The organism is Acinetobacter bouvetii (assembly GCF_902753875.1).
GTDB classification, from domain to species: Bacteria; Pseudomonadota; Gammaproteobacteria; order Pseudomonadales; family Moraxellaceae; genus Acinetobacter; species Acinetobacter bouvetii_A.
The window spans coordinates 47520-64559 of the sequence record NZ_CADDTS010000025.1 but is presented as its reverse complement, the minus strand read 5'-3'; the positions used below and the strand labels follow the sequence as shown (position 1 = coordinate 64559).

The following is a 17040-nucleotide window of genomic DNA, read 5'->3' as shown; positions in this document are numbered from 1 at the left end:
AATCAAATAAAAATAGATGAATTTTACAAAAATACGATAAACGTTAATAATAAAAAAACCCGGCCAAAGCCAGGTTTTTTTCTCTATTTTTATCTTTTAGTTAAATCAAGTGATTAACTTAATTTCATTTTCTCAAATTGCAAGTGACCATTTTCACCTCTCACCAAGATGGTATCGCCTGGTAAAAATTCACCACTCAGAATTTTTTGCGCCAATGTATTTTCAACTTGTTGTTGAATAGCACGTTTCAAAGGACGAGCACCATATACTGGGTCAAAACCGGCTTCAATCAATTGATCAAATGCACTGTCATCAACTGAAAGACGCATGTCTTTTTCACTTAAACGTGCACGTAAACGGTCCAGTTGAATATCGGCAATACCACGAATTTGTGCTTTTTTCAGTGAATGAAACACGACCAGCTCATCAATACGGTTAATGAATTCCGGACGGAAATGTTGAGATACTGCGCTCATCACAACTGCACGAACTTCATCATCAGTTGCATTATCGCCCAATTCACGTACATCTTGTGAACCCAGATTGGAAGTCAACACAATCACCGTATTTTTAAAGTCCACCACACGACCTTGCGAGTCGGTTAAACGACCATCATCCAGTACTTGCAGCAAGATGTTAAATACATCTGGATGCGCTTTCTCGACTTCATCAAACAGCACCACGCTATATGGCTTACGGCGTACAGCTTCCGTTAAAACACCACCCTCTTCATAACCGACATATCCCGGAGGCGCACCCACCAGACGGCTGACCGAATGTTTCTCCATGAACTCACTCATGTCAATACGCACCATAGCATCATCACTGTCGAACAGGAAGTTTGCCAAGGCTTTGGTCAACTCGGTTTTACCTACCCCGGTTGGGCCGAGGAACAGGAACGAACCACTTGGACGGTTCGGGTCAGACAAGCCCGCACGTGAACGACGCACCGCATTGGATACCGCCACCACAGCTTCATCCTGCCCCACAACACGGCTATGCAAGAATTCTTCCATATGCAGTAATTTTTCACGCTCACCTTGCAGCATTTTTGCAACTGGAATACCGGTTGCCGCACTGACTACTTCGGCAATTTCATTTTCAGTGACTTTGGTACGAATGAGTTTCGGTTCCTCACCGTTTTCCTCAGCAACCTCTTCGGCAGCAAGACGTTTTTGCAGTTCTGGAATAACCCCATATTGCAAACGGCTGGCTTCGGCCAGGTCACCTTCACGCTGGGCTTTTTCAAATGCAGTACGCGCCTTGTCCAGTTCCACTTGCGCCTGACTGGTACCTTCAACCAGTCTTTTCTCGGCAATCCACTGTTCTTCCAGATCGCTATATTCTTTCTGCACTTCAGCAATCTGTTTTTCCAGATGTGAAACTTCAGCTTTACTGACCGAATCTGCATCCTGTTTCACGGCTTCCAACTGCATTTTTAATTGAATCAAACGGCGGTCCAGACGGTCGAGTGGCTCAGGTTTGGAATCAATTTCCATTTTAATCCGCGAAGCTGCTTCATCAATCAGGTCAATGGCTTTATCTGGCAATTGGCGGTCAGTAATATAACGATGTGACATTTTCGCAGCAGCGATAATGGCGGAGTCCAGAATCTGCACCCCATGATGGGTCGCATATTTTTCTTTCAAGCCACGTAAAATTGCAATGGTATCTTCAACACTCGGTTCATCGACCAAGACTTTCTGGAAACGACGTTCCAAAGCCGCATCTTTTTCAATGAATTGGCGATATTCATCGAGCGTGGTTGCACCGACACAGCGTAATTCACCACGCGCCAATGCAGGTTTTAACATATTGCCCGCATCCATGGCACCTTCACCTTTACCTGCACCAACAAGTGTATGCAGCTCATCAATGAACAGAATGATTTCGCCTTCATACTTGGCCAAATCTTTGAGGACAGCTTTTAAGCGCTCTTCAAATTCACCGCGATATTTGGCACCTGCCAGCAATGAACCCAAGTCCAAAGACAATACCCTTTTGCCTTTTAGACCTTCGGGTACTTCCCCATTGACAATACGTTGCGCCAAACCTTCCACAATGGCAGTTTTACCAACACCGGGTTCACCAATCAGGACCGGGTTGTTTTTGGTACGACGCGACAAGACCTGAATGGTGCGGCGAATTTCTTCATCACGGCCAATCACAGGATCCAGTTTGCCGGACATGGCACGTTCAGTTAAATCTATGGTGTATTTATTGAGTGAATCACGTTGATCTTCGTGGGTATTACTCATGACTTTTTCGCCGCCTCGAATATTTTCAATTGCTTTGCGTAAACCCTCAGTGGTTACGCCGACATTATTTAATAAAGTTTTGGTTGCACCAGTTTCAGCTAAAGCGAGTAGCACCCAGTCGGTAGATAAAAACTCATCCCCGGCTTTTTGCGCATAACTGTCTGCCAGATTTAAGGCACGAACCGCTTCAGGATTAAGATTAATATCACCGGTCGGATTGGCGATGGTCGGTGCATCATTCAATGCTTGCTGCAACTTGGTTTGAAGATTTCGTAGATTTGCCCCGGCTTGCTGTAACAAGCTGATATTGGCAGGCTCTTCCAATAACACGGATAAAATATGAATACCTTCAATTGAGGTATTATCTTTACCCATTGCCAGAGATTGAGCATCTGATAAAGCTTGCTGCAAGCGATTTGTAAATTTTTCAAAACGCATTCTTATTTTCCTCACAACAAATTTTGTACTTGGATAATAGATGGGAATGGTTTGATATTTTTCAATAAAATTTCTTAAAAAATATTTTAATTTTCAATGACTAATACAATCAACGTAAAATATAAACCCTAGTTATAATATGGGTATTTAAGTTAATTTTTTCAAGTTCATTTTGATCATTTATGTATGAGATTCTATTTAAAATACATTTTTGGATCTTTTCGGGACATATCATCAAGGTTTAAAAAACTTTTTAGACCGTGAGTCAATCAATCTGCTTTATAAACATTATGAAATTGAATTTTCAGGAAAGGATTAAATCAAAAGTGTAATGGGTCATTTTTAAATCAATAACAAGATGAAATGTGACTTTTTTATATGATCAAAATCTTTAAATTTTGCTTTAGATAAAAAAATGGCAACCCACAAATGAATTGCCATTAATAATTGATTATTCTGCTTCAATAATTTCAAAATCGTGGGTAATTTCCACCCCACCATCTGAAAGCATTTTGCTGGCTGAACAGTATTTTTCCGCAGAAAGTTCTACTGCTTTAGCCACCTGTTTTTCTTTCACAGCTTTACCGGTCACCACGAAATGTAAATGGATTTTGGTAAACACGGCTGGAATAGCATCTGCACGCTCAGCTTTGAGCTGACATACGACATCAGTCACATCTTGACGTGATTTCTTTAAAATAGTCACAATATCAAAGGAAGCACACCCACCAAGTCCCATTAATATCAGTTCCATAGGACGTGGTCCACGGTTTTGACCACCATATGCCTCAGCTCCATCCATCACGATTTGGTGACCACTTTCCGATTTTGCTTCAAAAGCAACATTCTCTAGCCAATGAACGCTTGTTTGCATTGCAACTACCTGAAAAAAACTATAAATTTACGATGTACCTGTACACTAACATAAATTGAGTTGATAAGGAATTTCAGCTCTACTGTGTGACAAGTTCACTTTAGGTCTTGTGCGATCTATTGATTATCCATATTCGGAACCGTTAGCATGACTTCAAACTTTTCACAACTAAGCACCGATGCACTGTCTCCAGGTCAACTCCCCGAGTCAGTGAAAGCATTATTAAAACGTGCATATATAAACCGTTATCCAAAACGTACTGCAATTGTAGATGCAGGCTCAGAATCAAAATCACTATATTTGATTTTAAAAGGTTCAGTATCCATTATTTTACGTGAAGATGATGAACGTGAAATTGTAGTTGCTTATTTGAATGCTGGAGACTTTTTTGGGGAAATGGGTCTTTTTGAAGCAAATCCACAACGTACTGCAGAAGTTCGTACACGTGACGTATGTGAAATTGCCGAAATTACCTATGACAACTTCCACGAATTAAGCAAACAGTATCCAGATCTGAGCTATGCTGTATTTGCCCAACTTGTTCGTCGCTTAAAAAATACTACACGTAAAGTGACTGACTTGGCATTTATTGATGTCTCTGGTCGTATTGCACGCTGTCTGATTGATCTTTCTTCTCAACCAGAAGCCATGATTTTACCAAATGGCCGACAAATCCGCATTACCCGTCAAGAAATTGGCCGTATTGTCGGTTGTTCGCGTGAAATGGTCGGTCGTGTCTTAAAGACACTGGAAGAACAAGGCATGATCCAGACTGATGGTAAAGCCATTCTGATTTATGATGTGGTTACTGAAGATACCGATGCATCTTTAGAAGACTACGATGATGAAGAATAATTTTTCTTCAATTCAGACTAAAAGCAAATCTTAAGATTTGCTTTTTTTATACCTGTATTTTTTCAACTTTGCTTTTTTAAATTTTATGACAAGGTTAATACTATTCATGATTTAACGCTGAACAAAAAATCAGTTAGTCTTGTGAACTATTTAAAATTTCATGATAAAAATTAAAGGATCAAGCATTATGCAACTTAAACCTTTGGCCAATACCGGCATTCTGCTCCCTGAAATCTGCTTGGGAACCATGACTTTTGGTGAGCAAAATACGCAGGCAGAATCGTTTCAACAACTTGAATATGCTTTGGATCAGGGATTATTTTTTTGGGATACAGCCGAAATGTACCCTGTTCCGCCCAAACCGGAAACCCAAGGTGCAACAGAAAGCATTTTAGGTAACTGGATTGCAGAGCGCGGTCAGCGTGACAAACTGTTTATTGCCTCAAAAATTGCCGGTCCTTCACAAGGCGGTAGCCATATCCGTGATGGTCAGACTCGCTTTACCGCTTCCGAGATCAGTTCAGCCATTGATGGCTCGCTAAAACGTTTGCAAAGCGATTATATCGACCTCTATCAACTGCATTGGCCACAACGTCCTACCAATTTCTTTGGCAAGTTAGGTTATAGCAATGCAGAAGCTGAAAATAAAAAGGAAATTACAGCTCTGGAAGAAACACTCACTGCACTGAGTGATGAAATCAAAAAGGGCCGTATCCGTTATATTGGACTGTCCAATGAAACGCCATGGGGAACCTTAAAATTCTTACATTTGGCTGAGAAATTAGGTCTGGAAAAATTTGTCAGTGTACAAAATCCGTATAGCTTGTTAAACCGGACTTATGAAATTGGCATGTCGGAAATTGCCCATTATGAAAATGTTGGATTACTTGCTTATTCCCCTCTCGCTTTTGGTTATTTGACTGGTAAATTCCGCCATGGTGCACGCCCAGCCAATGCACGAGTGACTCTATTTTCACGTTTTAGCCGCTATAGCAACCCGCAAAGTGAATGGGCAACTGAACAATATGCTCAACTTGCAGAAAAACATGGTTTAACGCTGACTCAGCTGGCTTTGGCATTTATCAAACAGCAGTTTTTTGTCACCAGCACCATTATTGGCGCCACCAATCTTGATCAACTCAAGGAAAATATCCAGGCTTTTGAAATTGATTTATCGGCAGATATTTTACAGGGTATTGAAGATATTCACCGTCAACAACCAAATCCAGCGCCTTAATTTCATTTTAAGCACTACTTTAAAATGAAATTTGAGCAGTAGAGGAAAAAAATTCTATTTTTGCAGAGAAATAAAAAAGGATGCACCAGGTACACTACTGTCCCATAGTTGAATTCCAGATATTGGATTCGCGAGTGTGGCAAGGATGCCACACATTCCCCATCACGACAGGATGTCGTGTATGGGGAATAAAGACTTTTGCCTACTTTTGGTCTATCAAAAGTAGGGTTCAGCCTACACAAACCCATTTAGACTTTTAAAGAAAAGACAAGGCTGTGAAAAATTTAAGTATAAATAAATATCAAACACTTAAAAATAACAGGTCATCATGTTGATTCAGTACTGAAATAAAATCCAAATTATGGGACAGCACTGACACCAGGCATCCTTTGATGAACTCACCAATACTTAACGTCTGTTATAAATCGCTTGTGCAGCAGGCAAGTTTTTACGCATGGCTTCAATACGTTGACTATTTGAAGGGTGAGTAGACAGGAATGATGAGCCACCTGCACCTTCGAGTTTATTCATTTTTTCCCACAGCGTGATTGCCGCTTGCGGATTATAACCAGCACGCGCCATCAACATTAAACCACCTTGGTCAGCACGGCTTTCCAGACTACGCGAATATGGCAAGCCCACACCTACCTGAGTACCCAACTGAGCTGCTGCAGCACCCAATTGCCCTACGTTATTGCCTGCATAGCCCAGACCAATGTTTAACGCCAAATCTGTTAATGCTTGTGCACCAATTTTTTGTTTAGAGTGTTCCTCCAAAGCATGCACCATCTCATGGCCCATAACGGCTGCAATTTCCGCATCAGTCAGGTTGAGTTTATTGACAATACCAGTATAGAACACCACTTTACCACCAGGCGCTACATAAGCATTCACCTGATCAGATTTAAGTACAGCTAATTGCCAATCAAACTTCTGGCCTGTTTGGTTAATCTGATCACCATAAGGTTTTAAACGTAAAAAAACTGAATTAATACGCTTATAAGTCGTAGATGATGTGTCTAAAGTTTTATTAGCATTCGCTTCTTGAACAGTTTTATTAAATCCTTGTGCAGCAGCCACATTTAATGTAGATGAATCTGCTCCTGCCATATCTGCAACTGTAGTACAACCAGAGAAAGTGATTACACTCGCAACGCACGCACTTAAAACAAGCTTGCTGTTCATTATAATAATCTCCACCTAAAAATACTTGTCTCTATTCTAGTAATTATATGTAATAGTGAATGAGGTTTAAATTAATAATATATCCATAATCATATCATTTATGTAAACGATCCTATTTAAGAACCTGAAAACTAAGCCAATAAATTAGACATAAAACATTGAGTCCCAAATATAGCCGACAAAGGGGTTTAATTTTCTGCTCCAATTCGTCATTTTTTCTCTTTAAAAATAAAAAGGCATTTTGTATCAGCACAACAGGAACCAAAATACATGCAATGATTACACTTAATCCTATAAAGGCTGCATTAATAATAGCAGGGTCTTGGGTTTGTGCCTGAATGATCAGCATGGCAATGGTCGGTGCACCCCCCATTGCAAAAAGTAATGAATAAAACATCGTGGCTGATATGTTTTTATGCATCATGCATAACCTTGTATTTCTTTTGTATTGGTTATTCTAGCAAGTGCCAATTCATTAAACAGTATGACTGAATGCAACTTTAGTCGGGCAAAACCCGAATTTTCGATGCACTTAATATATTCTTCCTCTATTTTCTATGTCTGATAGACATAAAAAAGCCCCGCAATGGCGAGGCTTTTTTGGCATCTAGTTAAAGCTGAAATTAAGCTTGAAATGGATGACGTAAAATCATGGTTTCTTCACGGTCAGGACCAGTCGAAATGATGTCGATTGGACATTCAATTAACTGCTCAATACGTTTGATGTAGTTGATCGCATTTTGTGGCAATTGATCTAAAGATTTTGCACCAAAAGTAGATTCAGACCAGCCTGGCATAGTTTCGTAGATTGGTTTTAAAGTTTCAAATGCAAGCGCATCAGAAGAACCAACACAGCCAGAATCTGCATCTTCATAACCTACACAGATTTTCACTTCTTCCAAACCGTCAAGTACATCAAGCTTAGTCAAGCAAATACCTGAAAGTGAGTTAACATCTACAGAACGACGTAGAATTTCAGCATCGAACCAGCCACAACGACGTTGACGACCAGTAGACGCACCAAATTCAGCACCTACAGTACCCAAGTGTTTACCAATCGCATCACCTGTGTCGTTCGCAGCATCATAAACCAACTCAGTTGGGAATGGACCTGAACCCACACGAGTCGTGTACGCTTTGGTAATACCGAGTACATAGTCTAGGTGTAATGGACCTAGACCTGAACCTGAGCTTACGCCACCAGCAGTGGTGTTTGAAGAAGTCACATACGGATATGTACCGTGGTCTACGTCAAGAAGTGAACCTTGCGCGCCTTCAAACATGATGTTTTGACCGTTTTTACGGTAGTTGTGAAGCTCGGTTGTAACATCAATCACAAGCGGAGCAACAACTTTACGCCATTCGTCACAAAGCGCTAAAACATCTTCAACTTTAACCGCTTCTACACCGAAGAATTGAGTCAACTGGAAGTTATGGTATTCAAGCAGCTCTTCAAGTTGAGCTTTAAGATGTTCACCACCACGAACCAAGTCAGCAACACGGATTGCACGGCGTGCAACTTTATCTTCATACGCAGGGCCAATACCACGACCAGTCGTACCAATTTTTGCATTACCACGTTTTTTCTCACGTGCTTGGTCAAGCGCGATGTGGTGTGGAAGAATCAATGGACAGTTTGGAGAAATACGTAAACGTTCACGTACTGGCACGCCTTCTTTTTCAAGAATGTCCATCTCTTTAATCAGTGCTTCAGGTGAAAGAACGACACCATTACCAATTAAGCACAGTACGTTTTCACGTAAAATACCAGATGGAATGAGGTGTAATACAGTTTTCTTACCACCAACCACAAGAGTATGGCCTGCGTTGTGTCCGCCTTGATAACGAACTACCGCAGCCGCTTGATCTGTGAGCAGGTCAACGATTTTACCTTTACCTTCGTCGCCCCATTGGGTACCGAGTACCACAACATTCTTGCCCATAATAGCCTCATTGCATCATGCTGTTAAAATTGAAAACCTGAATCTGCGACCCGTGAATGGATCCGTATTCAGATCATTAAATCTGTTCGACTTTCCATGCCCCGGCTGCATTCACCAATTGGTGAGTCGCACCTGGAACCGAGTTTAAATCATCATCACCTAACAATTGAATTACACTAAAGCCTTGGCCACGTGTATCTGCAATTGCTGCAAGCAAATCTGCTTGTGTACCTTTAGGTGCAACCACCACAGTCGCTGTTTCAAACTGGCCAGCACTGAGTGCATATAAGTCACAACTGAAACCGGTTGCCGGACGTGCACGACCAAAGTGCTCGCCAATGCCATCATAACGACCACCTTGAGCCAGTGGTGCTGCACGGTTGGGTGCATATACGGCATACATTAAACCAGTGTGGTAGTGATATGAACGCAGTTCTACAACATCAATACCAATATGCAAGTCTGGCCAACGAGCCTGAATTTCAGACTGGGTGGTTTTGACTGCATCAAATGCTTGCTTGAATGCATCATCCGCCAGAATTTCAGCACTTAAATTGGCTTGTAACGCTGCTAAATCACTGGCATAGCGACCGAGCGCGTAAAAATCTGCACCAAATTTTAATTCTTGAGTAAATTCAGCAAGTTCAGGCAGTGCTTTACGTTGATAAAGATCAGACAGTTGACGTTCAACTGCTTTGGTTAATCCCGCATGTTTCACCAGGCTACGGAATAAGCCGACATGACCTAAATCTAAATGGATGCCTTCAGCAAAACCTGCTGTCTTGAGCAAGTTCAGCATCACGTCAATCATTTCGACGTCAGCATCAATACTGTCTGAACCAAACAGTTCTGCACCTAACTGTAACGGTGCACGAGTGGTATTAAACCCTTGAGGTTTGGTATGTAAAACCGTTCCTGCATAGCAGTAACGAGCCACACCTGCTACTGGATGTACATGCGCATCAATACGAGCCACTTGTGGTGTCATATCGGCACGCACACCGAGCAAGCGACCTGAAAGCTGGTCGATCACTTTAAAAGTGGCTAAGTCTAAATCTTGATTCGATTCTGAAAGAGAAGATAGAGATTCGATGTATTCAATAAATGGCGTGTACACCAATTGATAACCTCGAGATGCGAGGAAATCGAGTGCGGCACGACGCAAAGTTTCAATCACTTGCGCCTGTTCTGGTAATACATCAGCTACACCATCAGGTAATAACCATGTCTCTGAAATGGGCATGTTGTAAACCTAAATTCTTGTCAGCGCGGAAGTAATCCGCATAAAAAAATCGGGAGCACACCCGATTTCTCCTAGTCTAGCACGATCACTTTAGCTGTGCACCTGACTTTTTTCAGATTTCTGCTATTTTTCCGAACAATTATAAATGCTGTGGAAAAGCACGTAGCTTGAATTTTAAGCATTGTCTGCAACACATACAAATTCAGGAAAAAGAAGGAAGAAGCTGAAGGTTCAAACTCAAATCACTTAAATCAAAATCTGCCGGATCAAGCGACCTATTCGCAAACAGTCGTCCATTAAATTGCCCTGTCAATCTAAGGGCAATTCCGTGGTCTGTTTAATCTTTTGCAAGGGAATTTCAGTTTTTACATTCTGAATACTGTTAATTTTATTTAAACGCTGAATCTGAAACTGCCGATAGGCATCCAAATCTGCCACCACAATGCGCAGAAAAAAATCACAATCGCCGGCCATCAACTGACACTCAACCACTTCCGGCATATCCTGAATGGCATCAACAAAAGCATTAACCGTTTTTTCATCCTGCCCTTTCAGCCAGATTCGGGCAAAGACTGTCAAACCCAGATTGAGTTTTTGCGGATGCAGTAAAGCCACATATTTTTCAATAATGCCATCGTCTTCAAGCTGTTTGACCCGGCGCAAACAGGGCGAAGGCGACAATCCAACCCGTTGTGCAAGTTCATTATTTTGCAATTTTCCATTGCGCTGCAAAGCCTGCAATATTCTTTTATCAGTCTGATCCATGTCAATTAAAGCACTTAATTTCAAATAATCTTCAATTTTAGCAATTTTATATTAAACTCAAAACATATTAAGCTAAATTCAACGCCAAATTTCAGCTCAACCTTTCTAAAATACTCTTCCGGTTTTGCACTTTGGACACAGTCATGTTGATGTTTAGAAATACCCGCTCTGATTTGACCTCAACTGAACATATGATTGAGTTTCAGCGCGGACTCAAAACATCCGTGCCGATGCTGCTGGGTATTATTCCCTTTGCGCTGGTTCTGGGCGCGCAAGCCACCCAAAAAGGATTGTCCTCACTTGAAGTGCCGCTATTAACTGGACTGAATTTTGCCGGAGGTTCTGAATTTGCCATCTTGGAAGTCTGGACCAATCCACCAAATGTTTTGATGCTGATGTTCATTACTTTTTTGGTGAATAGCCGACATTTGTTAATGGGCGCCAGTTTGGTGCCCTATCTGCGTCATCTACCGAATAAACAAGTTTTGCCGACCCTGTTCTTTATGGTGGATGAAAGCTGGGCGGCCGCCTATGCTGATGCCGAACAGAAAAAGCATTTGGGTTTAAATCGTGCGTTTAGCCTGCCCTACTACGCGGGTCTATGCTTTGCCCTGTATTTAATGTGGATCAGCTTCACCACCTTAGGTGCGTTGATTGGTCCACTGCTGGGGGATGTACATCGTTTTGGCTTTGATATGGCATTTGCGGCAGTGTTCTTGGTATTGCTAGGTGGTATGTGGAAAGGCGTGGCTGCCGCGCGTCCATGGTTGGTGAGCCTGATCACTGCTGCTCTAGCTTATCTATACCTGCCTGCAGGATGGTATGTACCGATTGGCGCTTTGTGCGGGATTGCTTCTGCATTTTTGTTTATTCAGGAAGACGCAGCATGATTCATAGTAGCACTGTCATCGCCATCATTCTGGTTGCAGCAACCACCTATTTAACCCGTATTCTCGGCTACTTATTGCTTAAAAATAAAACCCTCAGCAATAAGCAACGTAAAATTATGGAAGTTGTTCCCGGTTGTGTGCTGATCTCGGTCATTGCACCTTATTTTGTCAAAGACAATCCTGCGGACATGATTGCGATTATCATCACTTTACTGGCGGCTTCGCGTTTTTCACTTTTGCCGACCGTAATCATTAGCATGTTAAGTGCAGCCCTGCTCAGAGCAGTTCTGATTTAACTGCAACCCTACACATTTAAGGATCAGGCTGCACGGCCTTTGCCAAAATACCCACCAGTTCAGCATTTTGCTGTTCCACCTGTTTCAGTTTATGGCTGGTCTGATCAAGCACTTCTTGCTGGGTATGCATTTTTTTAGCCAAATCCTGCATGATTTCCAGCGTTTTCTTCAGATTCTCTTCCAGATGAATCACTTTTTCTTCGAGTTGTTGATTCAGCGGATTTTCAGGCGTCACTATATTTTGACTGGAAAATTGCGCCCAGATCAAAAAAATCACGGCTATTGCTAAAAGGAGAATAAATCCCCAGATAATCACTAACATAGACATTGCTCTTCTTAGAAAATCATGACTCACTATCATACTGAATCAATGAGATAAAATTAAAAAAAACTTATAATTTTAATCAGCTAATCAAAGCCCTAGATTCAACTTCACTTTTATTAGTTTTATAAGATTGTATTGTTATAAGTATTTATCCAGTCAAATGATCAGAAATTGGGTTATACCGTAGGTATCATGCAAATAGAACCAGATTTCTCAGCGATCTACATCAACCTAATTAACTCAACCATTCTAATCACTCAAATAACAAGTCTATATATTTATATAGACTTAAGAAATCAGGAACATCGAATCAACCATATCGATCCGATGTTTATTTTCAAAAAGCGCAAGCCTAAGCATTCATCCTACTAAAGCCATATGCCTGACTCAATGCTAAAACGATCGAGTCAGGAGAGTTTAATATAACTGCACTTCCGCACTTCAGGGCACGACCAAACGCTATCTCTGCAACAAAAAGCCATAAAGACCAGATGTGTATAGATTAAAAAATAATCATATAACAAATATAGCCCAGTTGAGTTTCAAGATGTAAATGATTCACACAAGTCTAGTAAACGGTTGGCATAGCCCCATTCATTGTCATACCAGGCAAAGACTTTAGCCTGATGCCCCACCACCATGGTTTGACTTAAATCTACAATCAAGGAATAAGGTGAATGGTTAAAGTCAGACGAAACCAAAGGCTCATCGGTCACATCCATAATTTCGGCATAATCGTACTGTGCGGACTTAATCAAAACTTCATTGATTGTATGTGCAGTGATATGTGACTGTGAAATAAAGGTTAAATCGATTGCCGCGACATTAATGGTCGGAACACGAATGGAAAAACCATCGATCCGGTCTTCCATTTTCGGCATCACCCGTTTTAATGCCCCTAAGGCTGAAGAGGTCGTCGGAATAATATTCTGTCCAGATGCACGGGCACGACGCAGATCACGATGCGCATGATCCAGAACCGACTGATCTGCGGTCACGGCATGAATTTCGGTCATCAATGCAGTGTCTATCCCAAAGGCATCATCAATGATTTTAACCAAAGGCACCAAAGCCTGAGTGGTACAGGACACGCTGGAAATAATCTGATCGGTGGCTTTGACTTCATGGTGATTCACGCCATAGACAATTGCAGCATCGACGCTGTCAAATGGTGCAGCCCCAATAATCACCCGTTTTGCACCTGCAGTAATATGCCCGGTGGCAGCGGCACGAGAACGGAATAAACCGGTACATTCCAGCACGACATCAATATTTAACAGATCCCACGGCAAACATTCCGGCTGTGCCTGACAGAATACCTGTACTTTTAATTGTGCGAGGCCTGCAGCAATATGCAGGAAAATCTGTTCATCTTCCACAAGCACATCGACTTTACCTTTAAAGCGTCCATGCGTGGTGTCGTATTTAAACAAATGCACCAGTGTTTCTACATCTGCAACATCGTTAATCGCTACGATATCAAAATGAAAATCCTTGGGATTTTCAAACCAAGCCCGTAATACATTGCGACCAATTCGCCCGAAACCATTAATGGCTACTCGTTGCATCAGATATCCTTAACTCTTGGGTAGATGTAAACACCTGCCTATGTTAATGGATTTTAACCAAATCCCGATACCATTTATTCATGTCTGTTGATCAATATCGTGACTTCCTAATCACCTATCTCTTTTCATCGGCATATTTCATGGCAAATCCTGACTAAAAATGATTAATTCAAATATTCACTCAACCCTTCATCAAAATTTTGCTATGACACTTAAGGAGAAATTCCAGAATTTAGCCCCAGAAGCCCGCACAGCAAATGCACAGAATTGTCATTAATTCACCTGAAAATGATTGGTGCATGCGGCTTTTTCCGTTATAATTTGGCGTTTTAAAATTTTAAGCCCAGTGTGCTGGGGCAGTTTATCTTCCATGAAAATGCCCGGTACACTACTAGCCAATACGAAATATATGGAGTGACTTGGTTGTGAGTACTCGTTTTATGACATCAGCTGAAATTCGCGAAGCTTTTTTAAGCTACTTTGAATCGCAAGGGCATACACGTGTCGCGTCGAGTTCACTAGTACCAGCCAATGACCCGACTTTACTGTTCACCAATGCCGGGATGAACCAGTTTAAAGACTGCTTCCTGGGTTTGGAAAAACGTGATTATGTGCGTGCTACAACTTCACAAAAATGTGTCCGCGCAGGTGGTAAACACAACGACTTAGATAATGTCGGCTATACCGCTCGTCACCACACCTTCTTTGAAATGTTAGGTAACTTTTCATTTGGTGATTACTTCAAACGTGATGCCATTAAATTTGCCTGGGAATTTTTAACCGGCGACAAATGGTTGGCTCTGCCTAAAGATAAGCTTTATGCCACTATTTATCATACTGATGATGAAGCATTTGATATCTGGAACAAAGAAATTGGTCTAGATGCCAGCCGCATTATCCGCATTGGTGATAACAAAGGCGAAAAATACGCATCAGATAACTTCTGGGCAATGGGTGATACCGGTCCTTGTGGTCCATGCTCTGAAATCTTCTTTGACCATGGCGACCATATCTGGGGCGGCCTACCAGGTACACCAGAAGAAGATGGCGACCGTTTCATTGAAATCTGGAACAACGTATTCATGCAGTTCAACCGTACTGCAGATGGCGTACTCCACCCTCTTCCAGCACCGTCTGTAGATACTGGTATGGGCCTTGAACGTATTTCTGCAGTTTTACAACACGTAAACTCGAACTACGAAATTGACCTGTTCCAAAACTTGCTTAAAGCTGCTGCTGAAATTATTGGTCTAGATACCCAAGCGCTTGAAGCTGCTGCAGCTGAGAAAAATACACCTGTTCAATATCCTGCATCACTTAAAGTGGTTGCCGACCATGCACGTTCATGCTGCTTCTTAATTGCAGATGGCGTGAATCCTTCGAATGAAGGTCGTGGTTATGTACTGCGCCGTATTATCCGTCGTGCAGTTCGTCACGGTAACAAATTGGGTGCAACCGGTTCATTCTTCTACAAAATGTTGCAACCGTTAATTGATGTTATGGGTGCTGCATATCCTGAACTTCAAGCCAACCAAGCACGTATTGAAGCACAACTGCTTAAAGAAGAAGAACAATTCGCGAAAACTTTAGAGCAAGGTTTGAAATTGCTTGAAGGCGAACTCGCTAATCTAAAAGGTTCAGTGATTCCGGGTGAAACCGTATTTAAACTGTATGACACTTACGGCTTCCCGACTGACTTGACTGCTGACATCGCACGTGAACGTGATTTAAGTATTGATGAAGCCGGTTTTGAAGTGGAAATGGCAGCACAACGTCAACGTGCACGTGATGCCGGTAAATTTGCCATCGACTATAACAGCATTGTGAAAGTTGAAGGTGAAACTCAATTTGAAGGCTATGAAGCCACTCAAGGCCAAGGTCAAATCGTTGCCATTTATAAAGATGGTGAGCAGGTTGCCGAAGTGGTTGAAGGCGACGAAGCCCTCATCGTATTGAACCAAACCCCTTTCTATGCAGAAAGCGGCGGTCAAGTAGGTGATACAGGGATCTTCAAAAACGAAACCGGTATTTTTGAAGTTCAAGACACGAAAAAATCTGGTGGGGCATTTGTCCATCAAGGTATCGTGACAATGGGTAACCTCAAAGCTGCTCAAAATGTTGAAGCAATTGTGAAAGCAGACATCCGTGAAGCAACTTCACGCAACCACTCTGCAACTCACTTGTTACATGCTGCCCTTCGTCAAGTATTGGGTACGCACGTACAACAAAAAGGTTCATTGGTTGCCAGCGAGCTTCTACGTTTCGACTTTGCCAACGACCAGCCTGTGACTTTCGAACAGCTTCAAGAAATTGAGCGTATTGTTAACCGCGAAGTGATTGCCAACACTGCTGTTTCAACTGAACTTTTAGACATCGAAGCTGCCAAAGAAAAAGGCGCTATGATGTTGTTCGGTGAAAAATATGGTGATGAAGTACGTGTATTGTCTATGGGTTCAATGATTGACGAGAAAAACTTCTCGATTGAACTGTGTGGTGGCATTCACGTAAAACGCACTGGCGATATCGGCCTGTTCAAAATTACTTCTGAAGGCGGTGTTGCAGCAGGTGTGCGTCGTATTGAAGCGGTGACAGGTACCAAAGCGGTTGAAGTTGCACAAAAAGCGGATCGAGACATTCATGCAATTAACGACTTATTGAAAGCACAAAAAGATCAAACTTTGGAAAAAGTTGAATCTTTGGCTCACACCGCTTCTAGTTTGCAAAAGCACATTGAACAGCTTAATCAAAAATTGGCGAACTTCCAGGCTGCTGAACTTTTAAGCCAAGTTCAAACTGTGGCAGGTCGTCAAACTTTAATCACCACCGTTCAAAATATGGATGCGAAATCACTTCGCAACCTGCATGATGGTGTGAAATCTAAATTGGACAATGCAGTGATCGTGCTTGCAGGTGTAGAGGGTGACAAAGTCAGCCTGCTCGCTTCTGTAGCAAAAGATTTCACTGCAAATATTAAAGCAGGTGACATTATCAAACACTTGGCTACCGAACTCGGTGGTAAAGGTGGTGGTAAACCTGACTTGGCACAAGGTGGCGCGCCACTTGACGAGAAGTTTGCATCAGTAATGGCAGGTTTAACAGCTTGGCTTGAAGCAAAATAAAACTTCACCTTTTGTGTAACTGATCCTGAAAAGGTAATTCAGGA

At 41.9% G+C, this 17040-nt stretch carries 14 protein-coding genes; 5 read left to right on the top strand and 9 right to left on the bottom strand.

Translation table 11 applies throughout. The features are described from left to right. Positions 1-113: 113 nt before the first annotated feature. A complete protein-coding gene (gene clpB / locus FB6_RS07230; protein WP_174559364.1) occupies positions 114-2696 on the bottom strand; it encodes an ATP-dependent chaperone ClpB in 2583 nt (860 codons plus the stop codon). A gap of 451 nt (positions 2697-3147) precedes the next feature. Further along, positions 3148-3570 (bottom strand): OsmC family protein, encoded by a 423-nt coding sequence (locus FB6_RS07225; RefSeq protein ID WP_174559363.1) that lies wholly within the window; start codon positions 3568-3570, stop codon positions 3148-3150. A 147-nt stretch (positions 3571-3717) separates the two neighbouring features. Between FB6_RS07225 and crp the strand changes: the two genes are divergently transcribed. Both crp and FB6_RS07215 read left to right on the top strand, forming a co-directional pair. After that, the gene (gene crp / locus FB6_RS07220; protein WP_174559362.1) at positions 3718-4425 is read left to right on the top strand and encodes a cAMP-activated global transcriptional regulator CRP; all 708 of its coding nucleotides are present in this window, start codon (positions 3718-3720) and stop codon (positions 4423-4425) included. Positions 4426-4612: 187 nt separating this feature from the next. Then, positions 4613-5662 carry an NADP(H)-dependent aldo-keto reductase gene (locus tag FB6_RS07215; protein WP_174559361.1) on the top strand — a complete coding sequence of 350 codons (1050 nt, stop codon included), beginning with the start codon at positions 4613-4615 and terminating at the stop codon, positions 5660-5662. Positions 5663-6070: 408 nt separating this feature from the next. Here FB6_RS07215 and FB6_RS07210 read toward each other — a convergent pair whose 3' ends face one another. The 5 genes from FB6_RS07210 to FB6_RS07190 form a co-directional block, all read right to left on the bottom strand. Then, a complete protein-coding gene (locus FB6_RS07210; RefSeq protein ID WP_174559360.1) occupies positions 6071-6847 on the bottom strand; it encodes a M48 family metallopeptidase in 777 nt (258 codons plus the stop codon). A gap of 112 nt (positions 6848-6959) precedes the next feature. After that, positions 6960-7268 (bottom strand): hypothetical protein, encoded by a 309-nt coding sequence (locus FB6_RS07205; RefSeq protein WP_174559359.1) that lies wholly within the window; start codon positions 7266-7268, stop codon positions 6960-6962. Positions 7269-7470: 202 nt separating this feature from the next. After that, positions 7471-8790 (bottom strand): adenylosuccinate synthase, encoded by a 1320-nt coding sequence (locus FB6_RS07200; RefSeq protein ID WP_174559358.1) that lies wholly within the window; start codon positions 8788-8790, stop codon positions 7471-7473. Positions 8791-8866: 76 nt separating this feature from the next. Further along, on the bottom strand, positions 8867-10033 hold the full coding sequence (locus FB6_RS07195; protein WP_174559357.1) for an ATP phosphoribosyltransferase regulatory subunit: 1167 nt from the start codon (positions 10031-10033) through the stop codon (positions 8867-8869). Between the two features lie 309 nt (positions 10034-10342). Next, positions 10343-10798 (bottom strand): Lrp/AsnC family transcriptional regulator, encoded by a 456-nt coding sequence (locus FB6_RS07190; protein WP_174559356.1) that lies wholly within the window; start codon positions 10796-10798, stop codon positions 10343-10345. Between the two features lie 143 nt (positions 10799-10941). On the opposite strand from FB6_RS07190, the gene FB6_RS07185 reads away from it, so the two are divergent. After that, complete coding sequence (locus FB6_RS07185; protein WP_174559355.1) at positions 10942-11688, top strand: AzlC family ABC transporter permease; 747 nt, start codon at positions 10942-10944, stop codon at positions 11686-11688. After that, entirely contained in the window at positions 11685-11984 is a 300-nt protein-coding gene (locus tag FB6_RS07180; protein ID WP_174559354.1) for an AzlD family protein, read from the top strand. The genes FB6_RS07185 and FB6_RS07180 overlap by 4 nt, the downstream gene beginning before the upstream one ends. A gap of 16 nt (positions 11985-12000) precedes the next feature. Here the strand turns inward: FB6_RS07180 and FB6_RS07175 are convergent, their stop codons facing one another. Together FB6_RS07175 and FB6_RS07170 are read right to left on the bottom strand one after the other, a co-directional pair. Next, positions 12001-12306, bottom strand: coding sequence for a hypothetical protein (locus FB6_RS07175; RefSeq protein ID WP_174559420.1), 306 nt, complete (start codon positions 12304-12306; stop codon positions 12001-12003). A gap of 545 nt (positions 12307-12851) precedes the next feature. Beyond that, positions 12852-13877 carry a type I glyceraldehyde-3-phosphate dehydrogenase gene (locus FB6_RS07170; RefSeq protein WP_174559353.1) on the bottom strand — a complete coding sequence of 342 codons (1026 nt, stop codon included), beginning with the start codon at positions 13875-13877 and terminating at the stop codon, positions 12852-12854. Between the two features lie 425 nt (positions 13878-14302). Between FB6_RS07170 and alaS the strand changes: the two genes are divergently transcribed. After that, complete coding sequence (gene alaS, locus FB6_RS07165) at positions 14303-16996, top strand: alanine--tRNA ligase (protein ID WP_174559352.1); 2694 nt, start codon at positions 14303-14305, stop codon at positions 16994-16996. Positions 16997-17040: the final 44 nt, after the last annotated feature.

What these genes read in the sequence shown, in the direction of transcription:
- clpB (WP_174559364.1), bottom strand. Translation starts at nt 2,696, where the DNA reads ATGCGTTTTGAAAAATTTACAAATCGCTTGCAGCAAGCTTTATCAGAT.
- FB6_RS07225 (WP_174559363.1), bottom strand. Translation starts at nt 3,570, where the DNA reads ATGCAAACAAGCGTTCATTGGCTAGAGAATGTTGCTTTTGAAGCAAAA.
- crp (WP_174559362.1), top strand. Translation starts at nt 3,718, where the DNA reads ATGACTTCAAACTTTTCACAACTAAGCACCGATGCACTGTCTCCAGGT.
- FB6_RS07215 (WP_174559361.1), top strand. Translation starts at nt 4,613, where the DNA reads ATGCAACTTAAACCTTTGGCCAATACCGGCATTCTGCTCCCTGAAATC.
- FB6_RS07210 (WP_174559360.1), bottom strand. Translation starts at nt 6,847, where the DNA reads ATGAACAGCAAGCTTGTTTTAAGTGCGTGCGTTGCGAGTGTAATCACT.
- FB6_RS07205 (WP_174559359.1), bottom strand. Translation starts at nt 7,268, where the DNA reads ATGCATAAAAACATATCAGCCACGATGTTTTATTCATTACTTTTTGCA.
- FB6_RS07200 (WP_174559358.1), bottom strand. Translation starts at nt 8,790, where the DNA reads ATGGGCAAGAATGTTGTGGTACTCGGTACCCAATGGGGCGACGAAGGT.
- FB6_RS07195 (WP_174559357.1), bottom strand. Translation starts at nt 10,033, where the DNA reads ATGCCCATTTCAGAGACATGGTTATTACCTGATGGTGTAGCTGATGTA.
- FB6_RS07190 (WP_174559356.1), bottom strand. Translation starts at nt 10,798, where the DNA reads ATGGATCAGACTGATAAAAGAATATTGCAGGCTTTGCAGCGCAATGGA.
- FB6_RS07185 (WP_174559355.1), top strand. Translation starts at nt 10,942, where the DNA reads ATGTTGATGTTTAGAAATACCCGCTCTGATTTGACCTCAACTGAACAT.
- FB6_RS07180 (WP_174559354.1), top strand. Translation starts at nt 11,685, where the DNA reads ATGATTCATAGTAGCACTGTCATCGCCATCATTCTGGTTGCAGCAACC.
- FB6_RS07175 (WP_174559420.1), bottom strand. Translation starts at nt 12,306, where the DNA reads ATGTTAGTGATTATCTGGGGATTTATTCTCCTTTTAGCAATAGCCGTG.
- FB6_RS07170 (WP_174559353.1), bottom strand. Translation starts at nt 13,877, where the DNA reads ATGCAACGAGTAGCCATTAATGGTTTCGGGCGAATTGGTCGCAATGTA.